This is a genomic window from Vibrio sp. AIC-3 (assembly GCF_013114515.1).
GTDB classification, from domain to species: Bacteria; Pseudomonadota; Gammaproteobacteria; order Enterobacterales; family Vibrionaceae; genus Vibrio; species Vibrio crassostreae_C.
Genome location: NZ_VTXG01000074.1, coordinates 1 through 1,463 on the forward strand (window position 1 = coordinate 1; position 1,463 = coordinate 1,463).

Sequence of the window (1,463 nt, forward strand, 5' to 3'; positions counted from 1 at the left end):
CATAGAGCCGCTATTGGTGGCGTAGCAACAACGCGTGGCACTGCAATTGACCAGCTTGGTGAAGGGCAAAGCCTAACCGATACGATTACAGTCCATTCAAAAGATGGTACAACACACGATATTGTCATCACCATTCACGGCAGTAACGACAGACCTTACTGTTCATCTGAAGTTGTGCTTGCAAATGGCAGTGAAGATACACGCCAAACCTTAACCACTGCGCAACTATTAGCGAATACCGTCGATGTGGATGCCAATGACGCCGGTAAGCTAACCATTGAAAACCTCCATGTCGACCATGGCTCTATTCTAAACAATGCCGATGGTACGTTTACGTTTACCCCAGAGAAAGACTATAACGGCGATGTACACTTCAGCTATGACGTTAAAGATGCACACGGTGGTGTAACCCACACTGGCGCAACCACCAACTTAGCTGCGGTTAACGACAACCCTGATGTGACGCCTTTAACAGACAGTGTCAGTGAGGGGGCCGATAATCATCACACCCTCAATCTGCTAGTAGGTGCCACAGATAAAGACGGCGACGCTTTAACTATCAGTCACCTTGAATATGCCATCGATGGTGGTGGAAGTACGCAACAAACCGCCACGCTTACGATTGCCGGGACAGATGATAAAGCCACACTGGTTTCTAATGTCATTCAGCTCACTGAAACACAAGCGCTGGATAGTGAATTTAAATCCTATAGAGGCCAGCTTCAGCTGATTGACCCTGATAGTGGTGATAACACTCAGTTTGTTTTTAGCGGTAAATATTTAGGTCAAGGGTTTGCACCTGGTTACCTTGATGTTTGGCCTAATGGCACTTATCAATTCAGATTAAATACAGGTACCAATCATCATCCGGACGATCTAATCAGTAGCCTACATGCTGGCGAGTCGATGGAGCTCCCCTACGAAGTCGAAACCACTGATGGTCAGAAGCTCACCATTATGGTGAAAGTGACCGGTGAAGATAACCAAGCAAAAATTGCAGTGACGCCCTACTCCAGCCTAAATAATCATGTTTACGAAGATCATACTTCCTTTGGCAATACCACCAATCAGCTCAGCAGTGGTGGCACGTTACAGGTCATTGACCCGGATCACGACCAAGCCGGTTTTATCGCACAAACCATCACCACTACCGAAGGTGGTCAGTTCAATATCAACGCACAAGGCCATTGGTCATACAACATTGACAATGATAAAGTCCAACATTTAGGCGCAGGGGAAAGCTTCCAGCAAACCTTTACCGTTGAATCTATTGATGGCAGTGCTAAAAAAGATATCACAGTGACCGTTCATGGCACCAATGATGCGCCCGTCGCATCAGCTGAAGTACGTTTAGCGAATGGCTTAGAAGATAATAAAATTGTCCTTACCCCAGCACAGCTACTGGCTAATACTAGCGATGTTGATGACAACGATATTGGCAAATTATCCATTGAAAACCTACA

The 1,463-nt window shown here is 46.1% G+C and carries 1 protein-coding gene; it reads left to right on the top strand.

Going from position 1 to position 1,463, the window contains the following annotated elements; all coding sequences use genetic code 11:
- On the top strand, positions 1-1,463 hold a 1,463-nt coding region (locus F0229_RS21650), incomplete at both ends, for a VCBS domain-containing protein (RefSeq protein ID WP_171733694.1).